This is a genomic window from Pseudomonas sp. CLCA07, from assembly GCF_053615335.1.
The window spans coordinates 5,822,978-5,845,113 of record NZ_CM132131.1; the positions used below are offsets into that span (position 1 = coordinate 5,822,978).

At 57.2% G+C, this 22,136-nt stretch carries 23 protein-coding genes; 13 read left to right on the forward strand and 10 right to left on the reverse strand.

From position 1 onward, the window contains the following. Positions 1 to 25 precede the first annotated feature (25 nt). Positions 26 to 1,108 (reverse strand): bifunctional transcriptional activator/DNA repair enzyme AdaA, encoded by a 1,083-nt coding sequence (locus ACWGZX_RS26810; protein WP_452626176.1) that lies wholly within the window; start codon positions 1,106 to 1,108, stop codon positions 26 to 28. 118 nt (positions 1,109 to 1,226) lie between these two features. Between ACWGZX_RS26810 and ACWGZX_RS26815 the strand changes: the two genes are divergently transcribed. After that, positions 1,227 to 1,637: a VOC family protein gene (locus tag ACWGZX_RS26815; protein WP_223520928.1), complete on the forward strand. Its 411-nt coding sequence runs from the start codon at positions 1,227 to 1,229 to the stop codon at positions 1,635 to 1,637. Positions 1,638 to 1,784: 147 nt separating this feature from the next. Here ACWGZX_RS26815 and ACWGZX_RS26820 read toward each other — a convergent pair whose 3' ends face one another. The 6 genes from ACWGZX_RS26820 to ACWGZX_RS26845 form a co-directional block, all read right to left on the reverse strand. Then, positions 1,785 to 2,573 (reverse strand): SDR family oxidoreductase, encoded by a 789-nt coding sequence (locus ACWGZX_RS26820; RefSeq protein WP_452626177.1) that lies wholly within the window; start codon positions 2,571 to 2,573, stop codon positions 1,785 to 1,787. Positions 2,574 to 2,619: 46 nt separating this feature from the next. Continuing rightward, the gene (locus ACWGZX_RS26825; RefSeq protein ID WP_452626178.1) at positions 2,620 to 4,167 is read right to left on the reverse strand and encodes an amino acid ABC transporter permease/ATP-binding protein; all 1,548 of its coding nucleotides are present in this window, start codon (positions 4,165 to 4,167) and stop codon (positions 2,620 to 2,622) included. Positions 4,168 to 4,231: 64 nt separating this feature from the next. Then, positions 4,232 to 5,026 carry an ABC transporter substrate-binding protein gene (locus ACWGZX_RS26830; protein WP_452626179.1) on the reverse strand — a complete coding sequence of 265 codons (795 nt, stop codon included), beginning with the start codon at positions 5,024 to 5,026 and terminating at the stop codon, positions 4,232 to 4,234. A gap of 46 nt (positions 5,027 to 5,072) precedes the next feature. Continuing rightward, positions 5,073 to 6,143 carry an isopenicillin N synthase family dioxygenase gene (locus tag ACWGZX_RS26835; RefSeq protein ID WP_452626180.1) on the reverse strand — a complete coding sequence of 357 codons (1,071 nt, stop codon included), beginning with the start codon at positions 6,141 to 6,143 and terminating at the stop codon, positions 5,073 to 5,075. A 14-nt stretch (positions 6,144 to 6,157) separates the two neighbouring features. Continuing rightward, the gene (locus tag ACWGZX_RS26840; protein WP_452626181.1) at positions 6,158 to 7,009 is read right to left on the reverse strand and encodes a sugar phosphate isomerase/epimerase family protein; all 852 of its coding nucleotides are present in this window, start codon (positions 7,007 to 7,009) and stop codon (positions 6,158 to 6,160) included. A gap of 491 nt (positions 7,010 to 7,500) precedes the next feature. Then, entirely contained in the window at positions 7,501 to 8,418 is a 918-nt protein-coding gene (locus ACWGZX_RS26845; RefSeq protein ID WP_452626182.1) for a LysR family transcriptional regulator, read from the reverse strand. Positions 8,419 to 8,663: 245 nt separating this feature from the next. Here ACWGZX_RS26845 and ACWGZX_RS26850 point away from each other — a divergent pair, with 245 nt between their 5' ends. From ACWGZX_RS26850 to ACWGZX_RS26880, 7 genes are all read left to right on the forward strand, one after another. After that, the gene (locus ACWGZX_RS26850) at positions 8,664 to 9,104 is read left to right on the forward strand and encodes a DoxX family protein (RefSeq protein WP_452626183.1); all 441 of its coding nucleotides are present in this window, start codon (positions 8,664 to 8,666) and stop codon (positions 9,102 to 9,104) included. Positions 9,105 to 9,178: 74 nt separating this feature from the next. Further along, positions 9,179 to 10,102, forward strand: a complete 924-nt coding sequence (locus tag ACWGZX_RS26855) for an NADP-dependent oxidoreductase (RefSeq protein ID WP_452626184.1) — start codon at positions 9,179 to 9,181, stop codon at positions 10,100 to 10,102. A gap of 467 nt (positions 10,103 to 10,569) precedes the next feature. Next, a complete protein-coding gene (locus ACWGZX_RS26860; protein ID WP_452626185.1) occupies positions 10,570 to 11,997 on the forward strand; it encodes an APC family permease in 1,428 nt (475 codons plus the stop codon). A 41-nt stretch (positions 11,998 to 12,038) separates the two neighbouring features. Then, positions 12,039 to 12,773 carry an SDR family NAD(P)-dependent oxidoreductase gene (locus tag ACWGZX_RS26865; RefSeq protein WP_452626186.1) on the forward strand — a complete coding sequence of 245 codons (735 nt, stop codon included), beginning with the start codon at positions 12,039 to 12,041 and terminating at the stop codon, positions 12,771 to 12,773. A gap of 90 nt (positions 12,774 to 12,863) precedes the next feature. Continuing rightward, positions 12,864 to 13,772 (forward strand): NAD-dependent epimerase/dehydratase family protein, encoded by a 909-nt coding sequence (locus ACWGZX_RS26870; protein WP_452626187.1) that lies wholly within the window; start codon positions 12,864 to 12,866, stop codon positions 13,770 to 13,772. 62 nt (positions 13,773 to 13,834) lie between these two features. Next, complete coding sequence (locus ACWGZX_RS26875) at positions 13,835 to 14,731, forward strand: polysaccharide deacetylase family protein (protein WP_452626188.1); 897 nt, start codon at positions 13,835 to 13,837, stop codon at positions 14,729 to 14,731. Positions 14,732 to 15,175: 444 nt separating this feature from the next. Then, positions 15,176 to 15,538: a DUF6124 family protein gene (locus ACWGZX_RS26880; RefSeq protein ID WP_452626189.1), complete on the forward strand. Its 363-nt coding sequence runs from the start codon at positions 15,176 to 15,178 to the stop codon at positions 15,536 to 15,538. Between the two features lie 70 nt (positions 15,539 to 15,608). On the opposite strand, the gene ACWGZX_RS26885 is transcribed toward ACWGZX_RS26880, so the two are convergent. Further along, the gene (locus tag ACWGZX_RS26885; protein WP_452626190.1) at positions 15,609 to 15,845 is read right to left on the reverse strand and encodes a hypothetical protein; all 237 of its coding nucleotides are present in this window, start codon (positions 15,843 to 15,845) and stop codon (positions 15,609 to 15,611) included. A 177-nt stretch (positions 15,846 to 16,022) separates the two neighbouring features. On the opposite strand from ACWGZX_RS26885, the gene ACWGZX_RS26890 reads away from it, so the two are divergent. Further along, the gene (locus ACWGZX_RS26890) at positions 16,023 to 16,364 is read left to right on the forward strand and encodes a YajG family lipoprotein (RefSeq protein WP_223520892.1); all 342 of its coding nucleotides are present in this window, start codon (positions 16,023 to 16,025) and stop codon (positions 16,362 to 16,364) included. 22 nt (positions 16,365 to 16,386) lie between these two features. Here ACWGZX_RS26890 and ACWGZX_RS26895 read toward each other — a convergent pair whose 3' ends face one another. Then, positions 16,387 to 17,007, reverse strand: a complete 621-nt coding sequence (locus ACWGZX_RS26895) for a LysE family translocator (protein ID WP_452626191.1) — start codon at positions 17,005 to 17,007, stop codon at positions 16,387 to 16,389. A 90-nt stretch (positions 17,008 to 17,097) separates the two neighbouring features. After that, a complete protein-coding gene (locus ACWGZX_RS26900; protein WP_452626192.1) occupies positions 17,098 to 17,994 on the reverse strand; it encodes a DMT family transporter in 897 nt (298 codons plus the stop codon). Positions 17,995 to 18,081: 87 nt separating this feature from the next. On the opposite strand from ACWGZX_RS26900, the gene ACWGZX_RS26905 reads away from it, so the two are divergent. The 4 genes from ACWGZX_RS26905 to ACWGZX_RS26920 all read left to right on the forward strand — a co-directional run bounded on the left by ACWGZX_RS26905 (position 18,082) and on the right by ACWGZX_RS26920 (position 22,127). Beyond that, positions 18,082 to 19,413, forward strand: a complete 1,332-nt coding sequence (locus ACWGZX_RS26905) for an aminotransferase-like domain-containing protein (protein ID WP_452626193.1) — start codon at positions 18,082 to 18,084, stop codon at positions 19,411 to 19,413. Between the two features lie 78 nt (positions 19,414 to 19,491). Beyond that, positions 19,492 to 20,544, forward strand: coding sequence for a sterol desaturase family protein (locus ACWGZX_RS26910; RefSeq protein ID WP_452626194.1), 1,053 nt, complete (start codon positions 19,492 to 19,494; stop codon positions 20,542 to 20,544). Between the two features lie 121 nt (positions 20,545 to 20,665). Then, positions 20,666 to 21,631 (forward strand): tripartite tricarboxylate transporter substrate binding protein, encoded by a 966-nt coding sequence (locus tag ACWGZX_RS26915; RefSeq protein ID WP_452626195.1) that lies wholly within the window; start codon positions 20,666 to 20,668, stop codon positions 21,629 to 21,631. A gap of 1 nt (position 21,632) precedes the next feature. Next, the gene (locus ACWGZX_RS26920) at positions 21,633 to 22,127 is read left to right on the forward strand and encodes a tripartite tricarboxylate transporter TctB family protein (protein WP_452626196.1); all 495 of its coding nucleotides are present in this window, start codon (positions 21,633 to 21,635) and stop codon (positions 22,125 to 22,127) included. Positions 22,128 to 22,136: the final 9 nt, after the last annotated feature.

Genomic DNA, 22,136 nt, shown 5'->3' on the forward strand with positions numbered 1-22,136 from the left:
TCCTTCCTGATGACAGTTGAGGCAATCAGAACGCGAGTGGTTGGTTGACCTGCATCGCTGCGTTTTCCAGCCGGAGCAGATACGCCTTGCGCGGTTGTCCTCCACCATAGCCGGTCAGCGAGCCATCCGCTCCGATCACCCGATGGCAGGGCACCACGATGGAAAGCCGGTTGTGCCCGTTGGCCAGGCCCACCGCCCGGCTGGCACCGGGTTTGCCCAAAAGCCTGGCGATGCTCCCGTAGGTGCTGGTCTTGCCGTACGGGATCTTCGCCAATTCACCCCAGACCTGTCGGGCGAATTCACTGCCAGGCAGGTGCAGCGCGACGGTGAACTCGGTGAGTTTGCCGGCGAAATACTGCGCCAGTTCCACCTCGATCTGTTGTAGATGCGCGTTGTGCCCTGGCGCGACCGCGTAGCCATATCGGTTTTGCAGTTCTTCGACTTCGCGGGTCAACGCCGGGCGGTCGAGGAATTCCAGCAGCACCAGTCCACGGCGCTCGGCCATGGCGATCATCGGCCCCAGTGGCGTGGTCAGCCGGGTGAAGAGCAACGGCTCACTCTGCGCGGCTCGGCCCGGGGTGATGTGGAACGACTTTTGAAAGGCGTCACGGAAACCGCTGAGGGATTCATATCCCGAGTCGAATGCCGCGCTGTCGATGGAATCGCCCTGTTTGATCCCACCGAGAGCCATGCCGAGGCGGCGGGTGCGCAGCCAGGCGTGAAAGGTCATGCCCAAATGCTGCTTGAACCAGCGCCGCAGTTTCAACGGCTCGATGCCCTCGGCCAGCAACTGGGTGTCGGTCCAGCGCTGCTCGGGATCGGCGTTCACCGACTTCAGCAGCGCCTGCACCCAGTCGGGCGCGATGGCCGCAGCGTCCAGCGGCTTGCAGCGCAGACACGCGCGATAACCCGCTGCCAGGCATTCATCGGCGTGCGCAAAGAACTCGACGTTCTCTGGTTTTGGCGAGCGCGCCGTACAGCCGGGGCGGCAAAAAATCCCGGTGGTTTTCACGGCCGTGAAGAAAACCCCCTCGTAGGCGGTGTCGCGTTCGAGCATGGCGCGAACCATTTCGGCGTGGGGCGGCAGTAAAGCGGTCTGTATGTTCATGGGCTGAGCATAAAACCCTGTGGGCGGTGTCTCCACCGGAAAATCGACAATGAATTTTTGTGGCCCTGGACTACAGTGATCGGGTTACTGATCAGGCAGCCAAACAGGAAGTGATTTCATGCAACCGTTTACGATTCAACACATCGATCACATCGTGCTGCGCGTCCAGGATCTGGAGCGAAGCATCACGTTCTACGCGCAGGTGTTCGGCGCTGAACTGGTCAAGCGCCAAGACAATCTGGGGCTGGTGCATCTGCGTGCCGGGACCTCCATGATCGACCTCGTCAGCCTGGACGGTGAACTCGGGCGCAAGGGCGGTGCCGCCGCCGGGCAAGAGGGGCGTAATCTCGATCATGTCTGCCTGCGCATCGAGCCCTTCGACGAAGCGGCACTCATCAGCCACTTGCAGTCGTTCGGTCTGGCGCCTGAGAAAGCGGCCACACGCTTCGGCGCCGAAGGCTATGGCTTGTCGCTTTATTGCTTTGATCCGGATGGCAATCAGGTCGAGCTCAAAGGGCCGTCCACGTAAAACACTACTGATCAGCCTTAGGTAGCCTGAAGTTGCTCGCGTAAAAATTCGATAAATCGTCGGGTTTGTTGGAGGGCCTGTTCTTGAGAGGTGCGGAGCGAATGGCGAAAACATCCATGCCATCCGCTCCATTCGCTCCAGCCGTCATTATTGGCTGGAGCGAATGGCCCCTCCGTCAATCAACAAGTTCTGCCCGGTCAGGTAGCCCGCATGGCTGCTGCAAACGAAGGCACACAGCGCACCGAACTCCTCGGGTGAGCCGAAGCGTTTGGCAGGAATTTCGTGACGGCATTCGTCGAGGAATACCTCACTGTCTTGCCCCGACTCTTGGGCAGCTGCGACCAGGTTGTCACGCAGTCGATCGGTATCGAAGGAGCCCGGTTGCAGGTTGTTGATTGTCACATTACGACTGGCAATGTTTTCTTGCCGGGCAAGCCCGGCGATGAACCCCGTCAGACCACTGCGCGCACCATTGGACAGACCCAGGCTTTCGATAGGGGACTTCACGGCACTCGACGTGATGTTGATTATTCGGCCAAATCCACGTGTCGCCATGCCGTCTACGGTTGCCTTGATCAGCTCGATAGGGGTAAGCATGTTGGCATCCAGCGCCTTGAGCCAGGCGTCGCGATTCCATTCGCGGAAATCCCCGGGGGGCGGGCCTCCAGCGTTGTTGATCAAAATATCGAAATGCTCATGGGCCATGAGCGCTGCCGCCCGACCCTCAGGCGTCGAAATGTCTCCGGCTACGGCGATGACAGTCACTTCAGGATTTATCGCTCTGAGTTGACGGGCTGTTTCATTCAGCGTCTGTTCGCCCCGTGCAGTGATCACCACGTTCACGCCTTCGTGGACCAGTGCCTGTGCGCAGGCTTTGCCCAGACCTTTGCTGGCGGCGCATACCAGCGCCCAGCGTCCTGCGATTCCAAGATTCATGCGTGTTTCCCTGAAAGAAGGAAGCTCAAAAAAAGTCGTTGCCTATTCATACAAGATCCACCGTTGTAGACCGGTTTGGCGATGGCGCTTCGATTCCCATAAAGCGCCGCACTCTCTCGCCTTCGGCATCGCATCGTATGGTTTCAGGTGCGGCATCGAGTTGAATATTACCGTTCTCCATGAAAATCACCCGGTCGGAGATCGACATGGCGAAGTCCATTTCGTGGGTCACGATCAGCATGGTCATGCCTTCCTTGGCCAGGTCGCGGATTACATTCAGCACGTCGTTGACCAGTTCCGGGTCGAGGGCGGAGGTCGGCTCGTCGAACAGCATGATCTGCGGCTCCATCGCCAGAGCCCGCGCGATCGCCACGCGCTGTTGCTGCCCGCCGGAGAGTTGATGCGGGTACTTGTGGGCGTGGGCCAGCAGGCCGACTTTGTCCAGCAGCGCATAAGCACGATGTTCACTCAGCTCGCCCGGCTGGCCGTGGTAACGCGGTGCCAGGGTGACGTTGTCGAGAATGGTGCGGTGCGGGAACAGGTTGAAGTTCTGGAACACCATGCCAATGTGCCGCACGCCCTTGCGCAACCGGGAGCTATCGGGTTTGTCCGACGCTTCGATGAATTTTTCGCCGAACAACAGAATGTCGCCGGTATCGATGGTTTCCAGGCCGTTGACCGTGCGGATCAGCGACGTCTTGCCGGAACCGGATGGGCCAATGATCGAGACCACCTGGCCGTATTCGACATTCAGGTCGATACCCAGCAGCACTTTGTGCGTGCCATAGCTCTTCTGGATGTTCTTCAGTTGCAGGATCGGCGTCGCGTTGTTGCCCGCTGCTTTACGCGCACTGTCTGGCAAGGCTTCGGCGCAGGCCTTGAACTTGGCCACGGCGGCGTCATCGAGTGTGTGCGGCTTGCGGAAGTTCAGGTCCAGGTAGCGCTCCAGACGCTGCAGGAAGTAGCCAAACACGGTGACGATCAACACGTAGTAGACGCCTACCGCCGCCAGGGTTTCCATGACCAGGAAGTTGGTGGCATAGAGGCGCTGGCCGACGGTGAGAATTTCCGTCAGGGAGATCACCGACACCAGCGAGGTCAGTTTGACCACGGTGATGTATTCATTGATCAACGTGGGCAGCGAGATACGGAAAGCTTGGGGAATCACGATCAAGCGTTGCATGCCGAACAGGCCAACACCCAGCGCGCGCCCGGCTTCTTTTTGGCCCTTGGCCACGGAGATCAGACCACCACGGTGGATTTCCGCCATGTACGCCGCTTCGGTGACCACCAGGGCCAGCAAGCCAGAGTAGAAGGGGTTGGACAGTATCGGTCCACTGCCGGGAAACAATTGCGGCAAGTTGTAGACGAAGACCACCAGCACCAGCAACGGGATGCTGCGGAAGAACCAAATGTAGACCGCTGCGGGAATACGCAGCAAAGGCGACTGGGACAGCTTGGCCGTGGCCAGAACAAAACCCAGCAGCATGCCGATGAACCAGGCCAGGGCACTGAGCTGGACCACCGTGACGCAGGCGTTCCAGAAGTCTGGCAGGGAGAACAGGGAGAAAAAATACGACCAATCGAATTGCATAGGGCACCTCAATCTGCCGCCCCGATGCAGGGGAGGCAGATGACCAAACTACAAGGACACGTTCTTAGTTGGCAGTCGGTTCTTCCAAGGCGTATTTCTTAAGAATAGCGGCGTACTCACCACTCTTCTTGGTCTCCTCGAAGGCCTTTTGCACCGCCTGGAAGGTTTCTTCGTTACCTTTCTTGACGAAGATGCCCAAGGTTTGCTGATAGATCGGGTGATCGGTGGTGATGACTACCCGGCCGTTGGTCTTTTCCGCGATCAATTTTGCGGCGCCGGCGATTTCAACCTGGGCCTGAATGTTCTTGGACAGCAGAGCCTGGGTTACTTCAGGCGCCGAGGGGTACTCGCTGACGGTGATGGCGCCTTTGTTGTTCGGCACGCAATATTCGTCGGATAATTTCCTGAATTCCTTGACCCAGGTAGTGCCCTGTTCCAGACCCAGTTTCAAACCACACAGGTCTTCAGGTGTTTTCGCATTGATCTCGCTGCCCTTGGGCACCATGACTGCGGCACCGGTGTTGGCATAGGCGATGGTCTGAGCTTGAGTCTGGCGTTCCGGTGTGATGTACATGCCGGAAATGACCGCGTCGTACTTGCCGGAGTTAAGGCCCAGGATCAGGCTCGGGAACTTGGTGTCGACGAATTCCACCTTGGTGTTCATGTGCTTGGCCAGTGCCGCTGCCATCTCGGGGTCCGAGCCCACCACGTTTTTGTCCTTGTCATAGGACTCGAAAGGAGGGTAAGTGATTTCCATGCCGACCTTGAACGTGTCTGCCGCGGCCATGCTCACCGAGGCACCGAGCATACCGGCTGCCAATACAGCCAAGCTCAACAGGTTCTTTTTATTGTTTTTCATTTTTTACTGACTCCGGCGTAGGTAAGGGTGTAGCTGAAAACTTCAATCAGGACGGTTGAGCCTGATTTTTCAAATGTCCGAAACTGGCGGGCTTGCGTGCCTTGCCTGGCAGTTGAACTTCCCCTTTGGCTACCCTCTGGCGCAGATACTGATAGGTCTGCAGTGCCTGGCCATACATGTGTTCGCCGATCGTGATTTCTTCGTAGTCCTTACTTGCCTGGGCGAACCCGGGAAGCGGTTTGATCTGGGTGTGGTAGTCGCAGGCATAAAACAGTGGAAAGGAATAACGCTCCTCGCTCACGCTGCGAACCCGGTGTGCAGTGGCAACGAATGCGCCTGCTGTCATCACTTCCAGCATGTCACCGATGTTCACCACAAAGGCATCGGCAATCGGTGGTGCATCGATCCATTGGCCAAGATTGTTCATGACCTCAAGGCCTGGTTTGTCGGCCAAGAGGATGGTGAAGCACTCGTAATCAGTATGGGCGCCAAGACCTGGTGCGTCATGGGCGGCACCGTCGAAGGGGTAGTGGATCAGGCGCAGCTTGGACGGCGGACGGGTGACCAGGCTGTCGAAATAGTTTTCTTCCAGGCCCAGGGTCAGGGCAAAGCCGCCGAACAGGCGCTGGCCCAAGGCGAAGATCGCTTCATAGTAGGCCTGAACCGACGCCTTGAAACCTGGCAACTGCGGCCAGTCGTTGGGCCCCAGCAATGGGGTGTTGGCCAGCACCAGCGGGTCATCGGCCGGTACTTCGAAGCCGACGTCGAAGGCCTCCTTGTGGTCCGGCTTGCCTTTGGAATAGACCTCTTCGCCTTCGGGTACAAAGCCTTTGTGGGTTTGCGAAGTGCCGATGTAGTGCCGCATCTTGGTGTCGAGGGGTTGGTCGAAATAGTCCTTGGCAGCTTTGCGCAGATTGGCGATCAGCTGCGGGTCGATACCGTGATCGGTGATATAGAGGAACCCGACCTCGCTGGCAGCGCGCCCCAACTGTTCGGCCACGGCCAGGCGGTGTTCCAGCTCAAAGCTGAACAGACCGGCGATGTTAACTACCGGGATGCTGTTGAAATTGGCTTTGTGTGTGTCAGTGCTGGCGCTGTTATTTTTATTGTCAGGCATGACGCATCGGCTCCCTAAGGATTGCTTGAGTGGCTAAAACGGTCGAAGTGTTTGCGCTCGGTCTGACCCATCCACACGTTCAATGACCACAGGTCGGCAACGGGTACATTGGTGAAGGGCAAATGATGCAGGTAGCCGTCAGCGCCGAATTCCGGGGTCAGGGTGCTGACCTGGTAACCGCGGGCTTGCTGCGAGCGCCAAATGCTTTCCCAGTGCTGCTGATGGAAGGCCAGTTCTTTTGCATATTCGGGAGCCGCCGGGTGCGGAACCTGCGGGCCTTGGTCGTAACCGACCCGGGCCTGGATATGGTGAACTCGCTCGATGAAGGCGCTCAGGTCATCGGCCGGGTCGTTCAATAGACGCTCGCAGGTCACGACCCAATGGCTGATGTCACTGGTGAACAACAGATCGGGCAGCTGCCGGATCAACTCCAGCGTCACCCACGGGTTGAACAGCGACCGCGAGCGGTGGGTTTCGAAACTGCAGACCTGGCCGTGTTTGCGCGCCAGTTCCAGCGCGTGACCAAAGAACTCCACTTGTTGTGGCAGGGACCAGCGATCATTACCCGCCAGCACGTTGACGAAGCGCGGGCCAAGTTCGGCGGCCCAGGCGAGTTTCTGCTCCAGGTCATTGAGGTGAACGGCAGGTGTTGCCGACTGGTCTGGCAGCACGTCGTACGCGGTGAAGACTGTGCTGATATAGCCCAGGCGATTGGCCTGGAGGAAAGCGCCGAACTCAGCCCGTTCACGGGCGTCCAGAGGCAGGCGTGCTTCCATGCCATCAAAGCCCGCCTGCAGCAGCTCCTCGAGCGCCTGGGCCTTGCTGGCGGTGTAACCCCACAGCGTGCGAAAAATTTCCAGCTTCATCGGTGATCCTCAAAAATCTCTGGGCGCAACCTGATCCCACCCAGCGATGCCGTGGCGGGTTCGCTGTGGTGCCGATGTTAGGCATAGGCTGCGGCGTGAAAGAATCTGAAAGTTCAAATGAATACTTCAGACTTTCGTCAACAAATAGCTACCTACGTACACAGCGTTAGAGGTGGGGTTTTTTCGGTGGGTAGGCGTCTACGCTGACCAATATCGAGAGTCGCCAGCATTATGGAATCATTTAGATCCATCCAAACAACACCCGGCGCTATGACGTGGATTTTCCATCCAGCGCAAGCTGATGGTCAGCTTGGTCTGAAGTCGGCCGTGGGCCAGACGCGACACTGGGCCAAATCCTTCGTTATATGGGCTGGGTGAAAGAGCATCTTGCGGGCGAGAACAACGTGTACGGCGTCATCGTTGCGTCAGATATCAACCAGAAACTGCGGTACGCCGCAACGCAGGTTCTAGAAATTCGATAAGCAGTACGATCAAGCGGATGCCGCCTGCGCCGAGTTTTGTTGAACGAAACGGTCAATCAACCACCTCGCGGCGGGGCCCGGTGGTAAATCCGTGCGATAGATGACGTCGAAGGGATATTTTCCGCTTTTGTATTCCGGCAGGTTCAGCTTCACGAGTCGGCCGCTGTCCAGATCTTCCTGGATCATAGGGGCTGGCATGTTCCCCCAGCCAATGCCTTCACGCAGCAGCATGTGCTTGGCCCCAAGGTCCGCTAGCCGCCAGGTGCGGTTACTGAGAACGGCGAAGTCCTTGTCCTTGGTCAGAAGTGAGCGGTCAGACAGCACCAGTTGAGTGGACTCTCGCCCGGCACCCGGAACATTAGAGTCGCTTGAAGCCAGTGGATGATTCGGGGCTGCCACCGGAATCAATTCGACACTGCCGACGCCAATTCTTTCGATACCGCTGATTCCCTCATTCATTGGCCCACTCACGCCGACTATCGCGCCGCGGTTGATCACCAGATCAGTGACAGCGCCAAGCGCTTCCATGTGCAGGTGGAGTGCGACCGTGGGGAATTCTTCTCGAAAGGATTTGAGGGCGTCCACCACACGTTCGGCGGGAAGCATCACATCGAGCACGACGTGAACTTCGGCTTCGAGCCCTTGCAGCAGGCCTTTGACCTTGGCGCGCAGTCCATGGATACCGTTGGCGATTGTTCTGGCTTCGACCAGCACGGTGCGCCCCGCATCGGTAAGTTGGGGTTTGCGTGTTGTCTGGCGATCAAACAGCAATACACCGAGCTGCATTTCCAGGTTGGCGATTGAGTAGCTGACGACCGAGGTGGCCCGATGCAGTTTTCTGGCGGCCGCTGCAAAACTGCCGACCTCCACGACCGTCAGAAACACACGCAGTTGGTCCAGTGTTGGTGTTCCGGGGTCAGAGATCATGCCTGTTTCCTCGAACGTAATGGCCAAGATTAGCCCGCAGAGTGGCGGGTCGCAGAGCGGTTCATCTACAAGCCGCTGGTCGAGATGGAATGGAGCTGGCAGATGGAAGGTCTGTGGATATCTTGCCTATTTTATCGAATCTAATGATCTAAATTAGCCAGCTATTCAGATTAGCTGACGAGGCGCAGGATTTCTTCACTAGGGCGGTTCATGTCGAATCGCACCCAATTGAAGGAAATGTCCCCATGACTACTTCTGCAAACATCGCTCAATTATCCACCTCTGAACATAGCCATTCCAACGTGACACAGGCCTCGGCCTCGTTGATCGGTCGCATTCTGCTCAGCGCCATCTTCATCCTCTCCGGATTTTCGAAGCTCGCCGCTCCCGCCATGATGGTCGGTTACATCAGCTCCGTCGGGCTTCCATTTCCCCAGTTGGCGCTGGCGCTGGCGATCATTGTTGAAATCGGTGGTGGCCTGGCTCTGATCGCTGGTTACCGCACCCGCACCGTGGCCGCCGTCCTGGCGCTGTTCAGTGTGTTTACCGCCTTGGCTTTCCATAGCGCACTGGCCGATCAAAACCAGTTCATCCACTTCTTCAAGAACATAGCGATGGCCGGTGGCCTGTTACAAGTCGTGGCCTTCGGTGCCGGTCGTTTCAGCCTCGACGCTCGTCGTCGTTGATACCTCGCGCTGCGAAGGCCGGTTCCCTCGCAGCGCAGTGTTTGTCTCCCGTCCTTTCAATAGTCGAGGTCTCCATGAAAGCCATACGTGTGTACGAATACGGCAACCCTGAAGTGTTACGCCTGGATGAAATGGCGGACCCGGTGCCCGGTGAAGGTGAGGTTCTGATCGATGTCGCCGGAGCAGGGGTCAACCCGATTGACTGGAAGATCCTTTCCGGGGCGATGAAAGCATTCATCCCACTGCCGCTGCCTTTTACACCCGGGGTTGAAGTGGCCGGTACCGTTGTCGCGCTGGGGAAGGGCGTCACTGAGTTCAGCATCGGCGATGAAGTGTTCGGCTTCATCAATATCGTCGGTGGTTATGCGACCAAAGCGGTTGCCCAGGTTTCAAAACTGGCCTTGAAGCCTCGTACGCTCAGTGCACTCCAGGCCAGTGCTGTGCCCGCAACCGCTTTGACGGCGTGGCAAGCGCTCACTGAACATGCAAGTGTGCAACGGCGCCAGAAAGTATTGATCCACGCCGCGGCCGGTGGCGTAGGCAGCATGGCTGTGCAGATTGCCAAATACTTTGGCGCTGAAGTCTACGCAACGGCCTCCGCACAGAATCATGCCTATCTGAAAGACCTCGGTGCTGATTACACCCTCGACTATACGACTCAGGCATTTGATGAGTGGGTGTCTGACGTCGATGTCGTACTGGATCTGGTTGGCGGCGACACACAAATCCGTTCGTTTGCGGTACTGAAAAGAAACGGCGTTTTGGTATCGCCTGTGAGCCTGCCGAACATGTCGCTGGCAAATGACTATGGTGTGATCCCCGCAAATTTTGCTACCCGCTCGGATGGCCGGCAGCTCGCTATCATTGCTGAACTGTTCGACAAGGGACACCTCACGGTCGATGTCGAGGTATACCCCTTGGCTGATGCGAAAGGGGCGATCGAGAAAAGCATGAGTCGTCATTTACGGGGCAGGCTTGTTCTCGATACAACGAAGTAAGCGGTTGGCCCGTTATCTGCCACCTCATCCGGGATGTGCGTGTTCATCTTGGCTGTGGTGGCGTTCTTTTCTCCGACTCTCATGTGAGCAGGCCAATTCTGACAAGGACTTACTTCGCTCATTCAGATTTAAACATCGGAAATCTCTGATGGTAGTTATTTTTTTGCTGTTTCTATACTGCCCCCCCCCCACTCAGAGGTTTAAGCATCACAACGGGTTACGCACGTAGCTATGCAGTTGAAGTGACTGCTGGCGGCTGAAAAAATCATTCTCGGCTGGAGGGTTTTCCTGGAGGGCGATAAAAACAAGAAAGCTGTAAATCAAATCTGAATAAGCTATTGGTGTCTGGCTTGTTCGGGTTTTGAGTATCTGCATTTTGCTTAGTTGAATAATAAAAGCGGCGTTCAAATCGACTCAGACGGTTTGACGCTACAAATCTTCTATAGCTATTAATCAGAGCCTGAAAAATGAACTTCTATGAACTCATCGGTTATGACCGTGACGGAACTGTTCGTGAACTTGATACGGCGCTAAACAAGGGGACTCTAACCACCAGGGATGTGACGTTTTCAGCGCTTGGTTTTAATGCCCCAGGCTGGATTGCAGCCTCTTCGATGTCGATTCTTTACTCAATATCGGGCCACCATGCTCCGCTGGCCATTTTAATTGCGTACTTCTTTCCAATGTTGGTCATGGCTTTCTGCATGATCTCCCTCACTCGACAAGCACCGTCGGCAGGCGGAGTGTTTACCTTCACGTCGCGGTTTCTCCATACCAGCGTCGGGACCATTCTCGGCTGGGCGTACGCTGTTGCCTGCACGGCAGTGATGGCCATGTGCGCAATCATCGGAACCGAATATATCCAGGCGCTGATCCCGGCACTGGCGGGTCCGCTTAACGCCAAATTGATCGGGACGGGTATGGTTCTGATCTTCCTGGCCATTTCCTGCAAGGGCGTCAATGCCACCGCCAAAATCGCCAGCATCTTTCTGATTTTCGAGATCAGTGTTGTTGCCGGGCTCGGGTTGATGGGCATCATCAACCCTCAGGTTCCCGATTTGTCGGTTATGTCCATGTATACGCTGGAAGGCTCGGGTGGCTGGTCAGCAATCGGGCCAGGGGTGCTGTTCGGAGTATGGATGCTCGCCAACTTCGATTCTGCGATCAACTACATCGAGGAGTCGCGTATTCCCGTTCGAACCGTGCAACGCTCCATGTTGCTCGTTCTGACTTCCGCCTTTGTTATTTACACCCTCGCGGCTATCGGCTGGCAGTATGCAGTGCCGGTGGAGAAATTGGCGGCAATTATTGAGGACGGCAACGGTGGGCCGATCGCAGCGGTCGCGAACGTCTACTTGCCACCGGCGATGGCCTGGATTGCATTGTTCGTCGTGATTACTTCGGCATGTGCCGGTTTGCAAATCTCTTCGAGTGCGGCGGCGCGTACGCTCTATCGAATGAGTGAAGAAGGGCATCTGCCAGCAGCGCTTTGCGCCGTTAACAAAACAAAGTCGCCGTGGCTCGCCAGCGTTATCGTCTCGGCTTTCGCTATTTCACTGCTCTGGTGGAAACCGCTGGATAAGATTGTCTGGTACTACGATGTCGTGACCATCACGCTGGTGATGTCCTACATGGCCGCTATCGCAGCCTTTATTGTCATGACTTTCCGACGTCAGCGTTTCGGCATCGCGTTGGCACTGTCGATCCCTGCGGCTCTCGCCATTCTCGTTCTCGGATACATCGGTTATACCGCCGGCGCTAATCCGGTTTCACCAGAGGATCAATACATGGCCTGGTACCTTGGCGCGCTGACGATCCTGTCTGGCGCGCTGATTCTGGTATGGCAATCGCGTGTCTCCAGGAAACCCGTGCTTTCCAAAGCGCAAGAGTCCTGATTTCCACGCGCGGCGTTCATTTAAAAAGCATGGGTGAACTTATGAGACGTGTTGTCGTTATTACTGGGGCTGGAAAGGGTATAGGGCTGGCAATCGCCAAGCGTTTTGCTGCAAGTGGCGACCATTTGGTACTCAATTACTTCGACACCAAGGACCAACTGGACCCCGTGCTACGTATTGCCGAAGACAACGGTGGCGATGGGATCACCGTTCAAGCGGATATCAGTAATCCCGAAGCCGCTGCCGCAATCATCCGCGAAGCGGAGAGTCGCTACGGAAGGGTCGATATTCTGGTCAACAATGCCGGGAGACTGGTTTCGGCGACAGTAGAGCAAACGACCTGGGCGCAGTGGGAGCAGATGATCAGTACCAATCTCGGCGGGACCTGGGCCTGCATGCAGGCCGTGTTGCCGGGCATGCTGGCACGCGGTCAGGGGCGGATTATCAACATCAGCTCCGAGCTGGGGTTGATTGGATTTCCGACCTACGCCGCGTATTGCGCCTCCAAGGGCGGGGTGATCGCGCTGACCAAAGCGGTTGCCAAGGAAGTTGCCCCCCGAGGTGTATTAGTCAACTCGGTGGCGCCGGGGCCGATTGAAACAGACATGCTGATCAACGACACCATCGAATACAACGATGAGACCCGCGCGGCCCTTCCATTGAAGCGCTTTGGCAAACCGGATGAAATCGCGGCCATGGTCGAAGCCCTGGCCGGACCCGCCGGTGACTATATGGTTGGACAGATCATTAGCCCCAATGGCGGCGCTGCGATCTAGTCGGGTATCTCGAAGTTTAACTTCACTGAGTCATGAATTTCCCAGTCAAGTAAGTGGCTCTTATTCTGCTAATAACAAGAAGGATACAAAATGAGCGCTGTAATGATTACCGGTGGTTTAGGCTATGTGGGCAGGTACCTGACGAAAAGACTCAGCGAGCAAGGCATCAAGGTGATTAGTTACAATCGTGACTACTCCGAAGCCAAGTCTGAATTCATGCCCCCTGTACAGGGGGAGTTATTCGATATACCCAGGATTGTCAGAACTATCCAGGAATATGGAGTTGATCGTGTCATTCACACGGCGGCCATGTCACATCCCGACTTGTCCATAGATCTGCCCATTACGACGGTGACGGCGAATATCGATGGCACAATCCATTTGCTTGAGGCAATGCGATTGGCGGGAATCAAAAAGTTAGTAAACTTCTCTTCGGAAACGGTGTATGGGCATTTCGAGGGTGTGATTAATGAACAAACACCGACTTACCCAACGACACCCTATGGTGTAACCAAGATTGCCACCGAGCACTTTGGCCGAGTCTACAATGACCTTTATGGCATGGAAGTCATTTCACTGCGAATTGCCGAAGTGTATGGTCCTGAAAACAAGATGCCGCAAGTTCTCAGGGATATCCTTAAAACCGTCCATCGTGGTGAAGCATTTACCTTGCCTTCCGGCGGAGATCATCGGTTCCACTATATTCATGTGGAAGACGTAGTGCGTGCGGTACTGATGGCGGCCGAAACCAGAGATCTGAAAGGCGGTGTATTCAACATTGCCGGTGATCGCTCTTGGACGCTGCATCAAGCCGTTGAAATCATCAGGAAAATTATTCCTGATGCGCGCATCGAAGTTGGCGATGGTTATTGGCATCTCGATCGCCATGGGGAATGGGATCTAAGTGCCGCCGAGCGGGAGCTGGGCTATCGAGCGCAATGGTCGCTTGAAAAAGGACTCACGCATTATTCCAATTGGCTGCTCGATCACGAGTATTGATAGGAGGCTGGGTCGCTGCTGTTGGTGATTCATTAACTTTTAATATCAACGAGTGATTAAGCATGATTGAGAATCCTATTGTCTGGCCAAACGGTGCGCGCTGCGCTGTAGCCTTTACCTTTGATATGGATGCGGACAGCATTCTGCATGTGGCGCACCCCAAAGATTCCGCGACACGGGTTGCCAGTATTTCCATGCTGCACTATGGACCGAAAGTGGCCATTCCAAGGATTTTGGAAACCTATCGGCGCTTCGAAATTAAACAAACGTTTTTCATCCCGGCCTGGTGCATCGAACAATACCCGGAGGCCATTGAGGCGATCGTCGAAGGTGGGCACGAAATTGCTCACCATGGCTACATACATGAACATCCAAACGAGCTGACCCGGGAAGAAGAAGCTTATTGGCTCGATCGGGGTTGCGACACCATCAAGCGCTTCACTGGCCAGGCACCGCGAGGCTGGCGGGCTCCCCTCTACAATATGTCAGAGCACTCGGCTGACTTGCTGATCGAGCGAGGCTTCAGTTATGACGCCTCTTTGATGGGGGATGACGTGCCTTACCTGTTGCGCACGGGTGTGGGCGAGCTGGTGGAGCTTCCATCCAGTTGGGCGCTGGATGACTGGCCTCAGTACATGCACAGCATCGACCTTGATTTTCAGATGCCGATTCAATCGCCGCAACGCGCCGTCGAGGTGTTCAAGGCCGAGTTCGATGCTGCCTGGGAGTATGGCGCTCTCTTCGTACCTGTCTGGCATCCTTTCCTTTCCGGTCGTTTGTCACGATGGCATGAAGTTTCGAAGTTGATCGAATACATGATGGCCAAAGGTGATGTCTGGTTTGCACGAATGGATGAGATCGCCGCGCATGTCCAGCGCAGTGTAGCCACGGGCGCCTATAAACCACGGATTGATAAGCTGCCTTATTATCAGGGACCGGTTAAAGCGGCCATCAGATAAAACACAAAACCCTGTAGGAGCAAGCCCGCTCCTACAGGGGTTTCGTTTGACTGACGGCCTCATTCTCGCTGGCGCTTAAACAACAAAAATCCTGCCTGTTTAAACGAAGCCTCCTGTTACCACCCGAAGGCTACAACGCCTTGCGTCATCGCCTACGGGTAAGACAGAATCCGCCGGCTTGTGCGACTGTTGGGCCGACTATATCGTTTCCCGGTCACTGAAAAACAGTGATCGGGTTTGGTAGCCCGCTTCGAAACAGTCGCATGACGACACCTTTTGCAGTCTCTTTTTTGGGACTCAGCTTTATGGTGGTCATGCGTGGGGCTCCATTGTGAGCGCCGGGTTTCCTGTTTCGACCGGTCTACCAACCCACGCATGGCCGCCACCCATCGTTTGGTAGCGAGGGTGATGGCTCCTCAATGTTATTCGAAACAGGATTCATCTATGTTCAAACCAACACCCAACCCACCGGATACCGATCCGGCATCGCCCTACGAATCCCTCGATTCCAAAAAATTCCATGAGGCGGCGGAACGCGCCCTCGACCATTACCTCAACCCGGCGGCCCAAATCATGGCCAGCACCCACGAACCTGAGCCCATGTTCCTTGCCAATCCTAAGTACGACACCGAATCCCTGCTGGCCAACGCCAGCGAATCACTGGGATCGGCCACCACCATGCTCAGCAATTTTGCGGCGCTACTGGATAACTCACACCGCAAGACCCTGTTGGGTATTACGCAAGTGGTCATGTTGGGGGAGTTGGCGGTGAATCAGGCGTTGGATCACGTCGAGCTTAAGGAGTAAGCACGACCCTCTGTGGCGCAGGGCTAGCTCGTCGCCACAGAGGGATAGGTAGTAAGTCCGCATGTGTGTGCTAAAGCCACGTATTCACCACCCGCCGATCCAGCTCCTCCCAATCCGCCATGCCCAGCACTCGCATGGTGTTCAACCCGCGCAAATAGCCGCGCAACTGATTGGCGGTGGCCCGCACAAGCTCCGAATCAGGCGTGTTTTCGCACAACAGTACGGTTTCGTATTCGACCAGGTACTCGGCCACCCGGTCACGGAAATCGGGTAAAACGGCGTCGCGGATCAAGTCAAAAGTTCTCAAGGAGAGATCCTCATCAATCTTTTCCAGTTGTAATCGGGTGCGTATCCGTCTGCACGGCGCGCAACTATTGCCGGGAGTAATAGTGACCATTACGAAACGCAAGTTCTGCTTTGTCGACGATAGTCGGAAAATCGCCTCCATTGATGAACCGAACCGTTTATTTTCAGGATGAGACTGATGCGCCCTTTATTCGTGCCTGCCATGGTGTTTGCCCCTTTGTTGCTCGCCGGTTGTGCCTCCGCACCGAACGCGCCGACCCTGACCTTGCAGACCAGCAAGACCCCTGCTCAATACGCCGACTGCGTCGTGCCGAAATTGCAGGGCAGTGCGTTGAACCCGACTGTCTCGCAAACCTCGCGCAGCTACCGAATCGTGGTGCCTAGTAAGGTATCGACGGACAACGTGCTGGAAGCCTACAAGGCCGGGAAGGGTGGCAAGGTATTCATCTACGAGCGCCATTTGCTGGCCTCGAACTTCCTGCCTTCGAGTTTTGAACGCGCCGCACAGGATTGCATCTGAAAGGACCGTCACACCCGCTTGATCAAACCCGCTTCGCCATCAACAACACTGAAGCCGCCGCCGACAACAACCCCGCGCAGCACCGATTGAAAATCCGCTTGCCGGAAGGCTCGGCGAACCAGCGACGCATGTGCAGCCCCATGTAGGCGTACGCACTGATCGCGATCCATTCCAGCATCAGGAACAGCGCGCCGAGCAACGCGAATTGCGGTGTCACCGCACGGGTCGGGTCGACGAATTGGGGCAGGAATGCGGTGAAAATCAGGATGGCTTTAGGGTTGCCGGCCGCCACCAGAAACTCCTGCCGCGCCAAGGCCAGCACGCCGACAGGGGCGCGGGTGTCAATGCGCTCGGCGCCAGGATCAGCGCGCCACAATTGCCAGGCGAGGTAAAACAGATAGGCCGCGCCGAGAATCTTGATCCCGTAGAACAGCATTTCGGAGGTTTGCAGCACCACCGCCAATCCGGCGGAGGCGAGGGCGATCATGCCGGCAAACGCCAGTAACCGACCGATCCCGGCCACACAGGAGGTGCGATAGCCGTAACGCGTCGAGTTGCTGACCGACAGCAGGTTATTCGGGCCGGGCGCCATGTTCAGGGCAAAGCATGCCGGGAGGAAAAGGGTGAGGGTGGCGAGGTCCATGGCGAGTCTCCGCAAACGAGAGCGCCATTTTTATCATGGACTGTGTGCGGCTCGCCCGGTACAGCCATGAACGCAAGCCGCAGTACACTTTCATTTGGCGAATTTTCTCGCGCCCGCGACGCAGAAAATCACGGCCACGGTGACCACGAGCATGCCGATGCTGACCTGTTCGTGCAGCAACGTCGCCGCCAGCGCCAAGCCAAAAAACGGCTGTAACAACTGAAGCTGTCCCACCGCCGCAATCCCGCCCTGCGCCAATCCGCGATACCAAAACACAAAACCGATCAACATGCTGAACAGCGATACATACGCCAGGCTCAACCAGGCCGGCACACTGATCCCGGAAAACGAAACGGGCATCCGCCACCAAGTCAATGCGGCCATCAGCGGTAGCGACAACACCAAGGCCCAACAAATCACCTGCCAGCCGCCCAGTGTTCTGGAGAGCTTGGCGCCTTCGGCATACCCCAGGCCACACGCCAGAATCGCCAGCAGCATCAGGACGTCACCGACGGGAGAAGCGCTCAGCCCCTGCGAAACGGCGAAGCCAATCACCAGCAAACTCCCCAGCACCGAAAAAAACCAGAACGCCGGCCGTGGGCGCTCGCCACCTCGCAATACCCCGAAGGCGGCGGTGGCGAGCGGCAGCAGGCCGACGAAGACGATGGAATGCGCCGACGTCACGTACTGCAACGCCAGCGCCGTCAGCAGCGGGAAGCCGATCACCACACCCATTGCGACGATGACCAACGACAGCAACTGGCTGCGCGCCGGCCGCTGTTGCTTGAACAGCCACAGCATGCACAGCGCCAGCACGCCGGCGATGGTGGCGCGGGCGACCGTCAGAAACACGGGGTCGAATTCGAGCACGGCCACGCGGGTGGCGGGCAGCGAGCCGCTGAAGATCAGCACGCCGATGAAGCCATTGATCAGTCCGCTTGCGTGCTTGTCCAGCGTCGGGCTTTTGAGCGTTGAGGTCCTTTCCATTTTGCGTCTCCGTGTCGGGTTGCGTGAATGGCATCTTATGATCCAGGATTAAGAACAATCAAAAAATTGTCATGGATACATCCCACGATGCCACGCTCTCGCTACAAGTCGCTGGTTGACACTTTTGCTGCCGATATTCACTCGGGGCGCTTGCTGCCCGGCACACGCTTGCCGACGCACCGCCAGTTGGCCGTAAGCGAAGGCCTGGCGCTGGTCACGGCCAGCCGGGTCTATGCCGAGCTGGAAGCCATGGGGCTGGTCAGTGGCGAAACCGGGCGCGGGACGTTTGTCCGCGAGACCTCGTTGCCACCCAGTCATGGCATTGATCAGCCAGACGTCGCGGCAGGGGTTATCGACCTCAACTTCAACTATCCCTCGCTGCCGGGGCAAGGCGATCTGTTGCGCAATGCCTTGCGTCAACTGGCGTTGTCCGGCGACCTGGAATCACACTTGCGCTATCAGCCCCATGCCGGGCGTGCGCATGAGCGCGCCTCCATCGCGCGCCATTTGAGTAGCCGTGGTCTGACGGTTCAAGCTGAGCAGGTATTGATTGTCAGTGGCGCGCAGCATGGCCTGGCAGTGACGCTGATGGCGCTGCTGCGACCGGGTGACGTGATCGCGGCCGATGCGCTGACCTATTCGGGCTTCAAGGTGCTGGCCGAAGCGTTGCACCTTGAAATCGTGGCCATCCCCGTCACAGCGCAGGGGCCGGATCTTGAGGCGCTGGAAAAACTGTGCCGCAGCCGGACAGTGCGTGCCGTCTACACCATGCCGACCCTGCATAACCCGATGGGCTGGGTGATGGCCGCCGATCAACGCGAACACCTGGTGGCGATTGCGCGCAAGCATGACCTGCACATTATTGAGGACGGGGCCTATGCGTTTCTCGCCGAAGAAGCGCCTCCGCCCATTGCTGAGCTGGCCCCGGAACGGACCGTCTACGTGTCCGGTTTTTCCAAGAACGTCGCCACCGGTCTGCGCGTGGGTTTTATCGCGGCACCGGCGCAAAGGGTGGCCGCACTGGAGCGCACGATCAGGGCGACCACCTGGAACACTCCGGGCGTCATGACGGCCATCGCCTGCGCATGGCTCGACGATGGAACGGTCAGCACGCTGGAAGCGCAAAAGCGCGCTGATGCCCAGGCCCGGCAGGCTTTGGCCAGTGAGGTGCTGGCGGGACTGAGCGTGGTTCGCCATCCCTCGTCCTATTTTCTTTGGCTGCCTCTGGTGGAGGATGCACGGGCGGACCAGATCGCCATGGCCTTGATGCGCGAGCACGTTTCGGTCTCGACCGCCGAGCCGTTTGCCACCTCTGTCCATGTGCCGCATGCGATCCGCCTGGCGCTCGGCTCGGTGGGTATGGACACGCTTCGAGAGGCGCTGATGGCGGTGAAGCGAGTGGTCGAGGCTTATACGTAACGGGACTGGCGCAACGACGTTTCTTTTGCAATTGAGAATGATCTACACTTCGCTTCCGTTGCCGGAGGCCCGTCGCTCGTGGAAGTACTGACTTTTTTTTATGACTATTTGTCCAGGTGGGTGATCGAGCCGGTCGCCGACCAGTTTTTCGGCATTTTCGATTTGAACGGCCGCTTCGGCTTGCTGTTTCTCATGACGTCCTACAGCGTCGCCTATGCGCTGTTCCGCTACCGCAAATCCCGCGGATTGACCCACGCCTCTACGTTCTGGCAATTCATCGGTGGCCGCCGGGTTCACCTGCATCGCTCGGCGTTGCTGGATTACCGCTACTACTTCGTCCGCGCCATTCTGAAAGTCATGTTGGTGCTGCCCATCTTCGGCCTAGTGGACGCCTATATCCTGCGCTCCGGCGACTACGTGCGTTTTTTCACTGAGCTGTGGGGCGCGCGCCTGCAAGTCGAGGAACACCCAGCGTTGTCGCTGATCTATGGCCTGGGCGTGTTCATGGTCAAGGATTTCGCCAACTATTGGGGCCACCGGGCCTTTCATACCCGCTGGCTGTGGGATTTCCACAAGGTCCACCATTCGGCGCCGGTGCTGGTCCCGGCGACTGCCAGCCGGATTCACTTTGTGGAAAAAATTGTCGAGAAGGTGACCAATACGCTGTGCATCGGTGCCTTTGCCGGGATCTTCTGGTACGCCTGTGGCGGCGAAATCAGCCGCTACACCCTGTTTGGCGTGACCTGGATGGTGTTGATCCTCAACGGTTTTGCCGCCAACCTGCGCCATACCCATGTCTGGCTGTCGTTTGGCCCCGTGGTCGAACATGTGCTGAACAGCCCGGCCCAGCACCAGATTCATCACAGCGACGCGCCGAAACACATCAACAAGAACTTCGGTATCAACCTGTCGCTCTGGGACTGGATGTTCGGCACGCTCTACGTCACCACTTCCAAACCCGAGGCGATCCGCTTTGGCACCGGCGACGCGGATCATCAGCGTTACCTGACGGTGTACAGCCTGATCGTGACGCCTTTTGTGGACATCGCCCGCAAAATCCGCCTGACGAAACCCGCGCAAACTCTTGCCCCCGAGGTGGTTGACGGGTCGAAGGAAGTGCCTCTTCGGTAACAGGACTCCCCCAAACGAATCCATGACCTACGCTTGTTCACAGACGCATGTTCAGTGAGCAGGGGTTGCTCCTGAGCGAGATTCAACCGGCACCAACAAAAACAAGATCAGGAGTCCACTCATGTTCGCTTTGTTCCGTCGTTTCAATTTCGCCGCTGCCGTGGCTATCACCGCTGCCGCACTCGCAACACCCGCCCTGGCGCTGGATACCGTCAAGTTCATGGCCCCCGGTTCTGTCGGTGGCGGCTATGACCAGACCGCACGAGATCTGGGCAAAGCCATGATCGAGGCCAAAGTTGCCAAGGCCGTCACCTTCGAAAACAAGGGTGGCGCAGGCGGTACGCTGGGCCTGGCGCAGTTTGCCAACAGCACCAAAGGAGATGGGGATGCGTTGCTGGTGGTGGGCGCGATCATGGTCTCGGGCATTGAACAGAACAAACCGCAAATTACCCTGAAGGACGTGACACCGATTGCCCGGCTGTTTACCGAATACAACGTGATTGCCGTGCGCAAGGAGTCCGAGTTCAAAACCCTGGACGACTTGTTGACTGCCTTCAAAGCCAAGCCGACCAGCATCACATGGGGCGGCGGCTCCAAGGGGTCGGTCGATCACATCGGTATCGCCGAGCTGGCCGGCAAAATGGATATCCCGGTCAATAAGGTCAATTACGTCGCCTTCGGCGGTGGCGGCGAAGTGGTTGCTCAGGCACTCGGCGGCCAGCTCAAAGTGATCACTGGCGGTTATGCCGAATTGGGTCAATACATCAAGAACGGCCAGTTCCGCGTCCTCGCCATCGGCGCGCCGGAGCGTGTTGCCGGTATCGATGCTCCGACCCTCAAAGAAAAAGGGTACGACGTGATCATTGGCAATTGGCGCGGTGTGTACGGTGCAGCGGGTCTGAGCCCCGAGCAGCGCAAAGAACTGACCGACGCTGTCGTCGCTGCCACCAACACCCAATCCTGGCAAGACAACATTAAAACCAACGCGTGGTCGTCGAGCGTGTTGACCGGCGACGCATTCGGCAAGTTTGTCGACGAAGAACACGTGCGGCTGCGGGCGATGCTGGTTAACGTCGGGCTACTTTGACATGACCGGGATGCGCAAGATTGTGCCGCCACAGTTGGCGATAGGCCTTGGCCTGATCGCCATCAGTGCGGTACTGGCGGTCGGTGCCTGGTGGTTTCCGCCCGAGATGGGCTTCGTCATTTTGCCCGCGTATGTCTATCCCTCTGGGCTGGCAGTGTTCCTGGGTGTCGTCGGGTTGCTGCTGAGTTATCAAGCCTGCACCGGTGGTTTTCGCGAATTGGCGGACCACGATGAGGAATCGGCCAAAGCACTGCCCGGTGGCAAACTCGGTGCGGCGTGGGTCACGGCGGGGCTGCTGGGGGTGGCGTTGCTGATTAACCTCATCGGCTTCGTCCTCGCTGCCGGGCTGCTGTTTGCCTGTTCGGCACGTGGGTTTGGCAGTCGCCATCCTCTGCGGGATCTGGCCATCGGCATTGCCTTGACGTTGCCGATTTACTGGCTGTTCAACGTCGGGCTCGGGGTTTCCCTGCCGCCCCTTGTCAACGCCTGGATCTGAGCCGGGCTG

What these genes read in the sequence shown, in the direction of transcription:
- ACWGZX_RS26810 (WP_452626176.1), bottom strand. Translation starts at nt 1,108, where the DNA reads ATGAACATACAGACCGCTTTACTGCCGCCCCACGCCGAAATGGTTCGC.
- ACWGZX_RS26815 (WP_223520928.1), top strand. Translation starts at nt 1,227, where the DNA reads ATGCAACCGTTTACGATTCAACACATCGATCACATCGTGCTGCGCGTC.
- ACWGZX_RS26820 (WP_452626177.1), bottom strand. Translation starts at nt 2,573, where the DNA reads ATGAATCTTGGAATCGCAGGACGCTGGGCGCTGGTATGCGCCGCCAGC.
- ACWGZX_RS26825 (WP_452626178.1), bottom strand. Translation starts at nt 4,167, where the DNA reads ATGCAATTCGATTGGTCGTATTTTTTCTCCCTGTTCTCCCTGCCAGAC.
- ACWGZX_RS26830 (WP_452626179.1), bottom strand. Translation starts at nt 5,026, where the DNA reads ATGAAAAACAATAAAAAGAACCTGTTGAGCTTGGCTGTATTGGCAGCC.
- ACWGZX_RS26835 (WP_452626180.1), bottom strand. Translation starts at nt 6,143, where the DNA reads ATGCCTGACAATAAAAATAACAGCGCCAGCACTGACACACACAAAGCC.
- ACWGZX_RS26840 (WP_452626181.1), bottom strand. Translation starts at nt 7,009, where the DNA reads ATGAAGCTGGAAATTTTTCGCACGCTGTGGGGTTACACCGCCAGCAAG.
- ACWGZX_RS26845 (WP_452626182.1), bottom strand. Translation starts at nt 8,418, where the DNA reads ATGATCTCTGACCCCGGAACACCAACACTGGACCAACTGCGTGTGTTT.
- ACWGZX_RS26850 (WP_452626183.1), top strand. Translation starts at nt 8,664, where the DNA reads ATGACTACTTCTGCAAACATCGCTCAATTATCCACCTCTGAACATAGC.
- ACWGZX_RS26855 (WP_452626184.1), top strand. Translation starts at nt 9,179, where the DNA reads ATGAAAGCCATACGTGTGTACGAATACGGCAACCCTGAAGTGTTACGC.
- ACWGZX_RS26860 (WP_452626185.1), top strand. Translation starts at nt 10,570, where the DNA reads ATGAACTTCTATGAACTCATCGGTTATGACCGTGACGGAACTGTTCGT.
- ACWGZX_RS26865 (WP_452626186.1), top strand. Translation starts at nt 12,039, where the DNA reads ATGAGACGTGTTGTCGTTATTACTGGGGCTGGAAAGGGTATAGGGCTG.
- ACWGZX_RS26870 (WP_452626187.1), top strand. Translation starts at nt 12,864, where the DNA reads ATGAGCGCTGTAATGATTACCGGTGGTTTAGGCTATGTGGGCAGGTAC.
- ACWGZX_RS26875 (WP_452626188.1), top strand. Translation starts at nt 13,835, where the DNA reads ATGATTGAGAATCCTATTGTCTGGCCAAACGGTGCGCGCTGCGCTGTA.
- ACWGZX_RS26880 (WP_452626189.1), top strand. Translation starts at nt 15,176, where the DNA reads ATGTTCAAACCAACACCCAACCCACCGGATACCGATCCGGCATCGCCC.
- ACWGZX_RS26890 (WP_223520892.1), top strand. Translation starts at nt 16,023, where the DNA reads ATGCGCCCTTTATTCGTGCCTGCCATGGTGTTTGCCCCTTTGTTGCTC.
- ACWGZX_RS26895 (WP_452626191.1), bottom strand. Translation starts at nt 17,007, where the DNA reads ATGGACCTCGCCACCCTCACCCTTTTCCTCCCGGCATGCTTTGCCCTG.
- ACWGZX_RS26900 (WP_452626192.1), bottom strand. Translation starts at nt 17,994, where the DNA reads ATGGAAAGGACCTCAACGCTCAAAAGCCCGACGCTGGACAAGCACGCA.
- ACWGZX_RS26905 (WP_452626193.1), top strand. Translation starts at nt 18,082, where the DNA reads ATGCCACGCTCTCGCTACAAGTCGCTGGTTGACACTTTTGCTGCCGAT.
- ACWGZX_RS26915 (WP_452626195.1), top strand. Translation starts at nt 20,666, where the DNA reads ATGTTCGCTTTGTTCCGTCGTTTCAATTTCGCCGCTGCCGTGGCTATC.
- ACWGZX_RS26920 (WP_452626196.1), top strand. Translation starts at nt 21,633, where the DNA reads ATGACCGGGATGCGCAAGATTGTGCCGCCACAGTTGGCGATAGGCCTT.